Source organism: Candidatus Jordarchaeum sp. (assembly GCF_052745115.1).
This window is the reverse complement of record NZ_JBRAKS010000432.1, coordinates 1-2,906: the sequence shown is the minus strand read 5'-3', so window position 1 is coordinate 2,906 and position 2,906 is coordinate 1. Positions and strand designations below refer to the sequence as shown.

Annotated in this window: 1 protein-coding gene; it reads left to right on the top strand. The window is 35.1% G+C overall.

The features are described 5' to 3' along the window. Window positions 1–1,078 precede the first annotated feature (1,078 nt). A complete protein-coding gene (locus tag ACUVXA_RS19120; RefSeq protein ID WP_445872886.1) occupies window positions 1,079–2,500 on the top strand; it encodes a hypothetical protein in 1,422 nt (473 codons plus the stop codon). Window positions 2,501–2,906: the final 406 nt, after the last annotated feature.

The window sequence follows — 2,906 nt, the reverse complement described above, 5'->3', positions numbered from 1 at the left end:
AGGATAACCGATTGGAACTACATTATAAGCAGTTTAATCTATCGATAATTTCCCCGAAAGGGGTTTTGTTCTTTCCCAGCAATTTGTATCATTTTGTCTGCTAGTTAATTTATGGTGGTGGCTTTACCTGTATAGTATTTCTAATAATTTTGTCGGAAAACAATTATACAATCTACCGTTTTAAGGCTTATTTTCTGAAAAGGGGTCGAAATAATCCTTTTTCATAAACTTCAAAAAAAACAAAAATTTCTCGAAATACTATACGCCGGTTACTAATACTCTCATCTTTAAGAGGAATTCCTTTCCTTCAATTGTGGACGCTAAAAAAGTTGGATGCTATTAAACATATAATGATTTCTTAATCATTTTTGAATTTGCTTTAGCGTTATGTTTAGCCTGTTTGTTGGGTGTGTTGTGTGGGTGTGGCTATCTCGTTTTTGGTTGTTGATGTTCGTAAGGGTTTCTGTCAGGTTGGCTGCTCACGGGGTTTAGTGCAATGTAAATATTCTTGGATGCCTATTTAGAAAAAAATATTAAAACATAGAGACAACTATATCTAGCTCCATTAATTATGGATATGATTAATGTTTTCGGTCAGATTTTGGTTTGTAAGACTGTCTAAAATTTGCATAGTGGTTGTTAGCCGTGTGTTGCCATGTTGAACTCTAAGTACCTAGTGGGCCAGATTCGAATGTGTGTATTGTTTGCTGGTAATAGAGTTCTTAAATTGGTTTCTAAGAGTAGGGTTGTTCAAGTATTTATTCTAATATTTGTTATACTTCTGGTAGCAAGGTATGGGTATAGTTCATTTGCCTTTTTTATTATGGCTAATCCTCTATTTGTATCGAATTATACGTCGATTGTGGGGACGCTATGGATTTTTTTTGATGTTTATTTACACAAGTTTGATTTGAGTCCTATTATTTTCTTCTTTTTTTGGATGTCTTGGATTTGGGTACCGTTAATGGGTGTTGCCTTAAAGACTAGAAAAGTTCGCTTGAAAAGGATAGTTCTGAGGAGTGAGTTTCTGAGTAGATTTACGCGGAAAAAGAATATTGTTCCCGGTGTTTTTTGTGTTTTGTCTCTGGTTCTTATATTGATTCTTTATTCTTACCGATATTTTGTTTATCCTATTCCTCAGGGTTGGGATACTGCTTGGTATCTTGAATCTTTGAGGAGTATAAATATGGATTTTTTCGGAGCCTTTTCCTCCTTGGATAGTATTCTAGGCTTCCCTGTGAAGACACGTCCACTATACTTTTTACTGTTGTACTCTGTTAATTTGGTGATTGGTTGCGAAGAGGTCACTTTGATGGTTATTCCCATTATTTTTGCGATTCTTTATGCTTTTGCGACTTATGAGTTTGTGCTTGTAGGTACTAACGATAAGCTGGTTGCGGGTTTGGCGATGGTGCTTGCTCCCCTCTCTTATTTTACTGTGAGAATGTCTTTTGACCTTTACAACAATTTCCTCGGCCTGATTATTGCGTTGTTATTTCTAACCGTTCTCATGAAAGCCATGAAGAATGTGAATAAAAGGAACCTGTTGTTAGGCTGCATTCTTTTTTTTGCATTGCTACTTATTCATGTGTGGACTTGGATGATTTTTCTCGCGATTCTGGCTTCCTTTGTCTTTATTCAAGTTTTGAGGCGGCGGAAGAATTTTCAAAAAAATCTTTACACTATAACCATAGTTACGCTTCCTTCCGTAATTATGGGTTTGATAATAATTTCGATGAGACCCACTATCATACACCTCAGTTGGTTTAATTTCTTTTCTTTTCCAGCTGCTAACTGGTACTGGGTTTCTATGAAGACATCGCCGTTTTTGCTTATTCCTGCAATTTATGGACTTTACGTGGTTTTCACGAAAAATACTCATTTTACAAATCTTATTATTGTTTGGGTGGTTGTTTTATCCTTGCTAGTATTTGTGACTGGAAATGTTGATTCGTATAGGTTTTACATTCTTTATCCGGTTGGTATTTTGGCTGCTTTCGGTGCTTACGATATTATCGGGAGGGCTGATGTTTTTCTTCATAAGGGGTTTATGTGGAAAAGAAGGGGTGTTCTTTTGTATGTGTTTGTTCCCGTTTTGTTTTGTTTGTTGGTGTTTTCTAGTACGCTTCCCGAGTCTTTTGATTGGGTTTATTTGAATAGACCGAATGGTTTGGCTATGATGCAGGTTTATTGGATTTACTGGGTTTATGGTTATAATAACAGGAATATCATTGTGCTATTTAATGATCCTCCGGCCAAACCTTTGAGGTATAGTTGGACTTCTAATATTGAGTTTTTTTCTAGGGCGTATATTGGTTTTGATTCGATGTATTTTGGTAACTTAACCAGTCTTCTTAAGGGGCGTCCTGATTCTTTTGGGCGTACTTTCGATATTAGTAATAAGACTATTATTTTGGCTTCGGAACTTTATCTGTTGACTCCTTTGGAGTTGTCGATGACTAAGGAAGTGAGTTGGTTAGGCATCTATTTTGTTATCTGATAACTCAGTACTTTTTGATAAAACAGTTCACTTACTAAAAAATTAGTAAAAATCAAATTGTGCTTATTGTAACTGAAAAAGAGATAGGAATTAATATCAAAGATGTGCGATTGGAAGGAAAAATAGATGGCGACTGTAGGTCCTTTTCTTTGTTCCTAAGCTATCCTACAGGTGAATAGTATTGGATTATTGGACAATGCTTTGTGAACAATATATTTTCTTTTTGAAAGTGATTATAGGGGAAACGCAAGTTATTGACGCTTCCCATAAGTTTCTCTACTAAATAAAAATTATCGTTAGGAATATAGGAAAAATCATATTTCCTTTTTTTTAACTATGTTTCAGAAAATTTTGGTGCCGTCTTTTTATTGGTTAACTTTTTCTCCTATGTTATCGTTATCTGTAT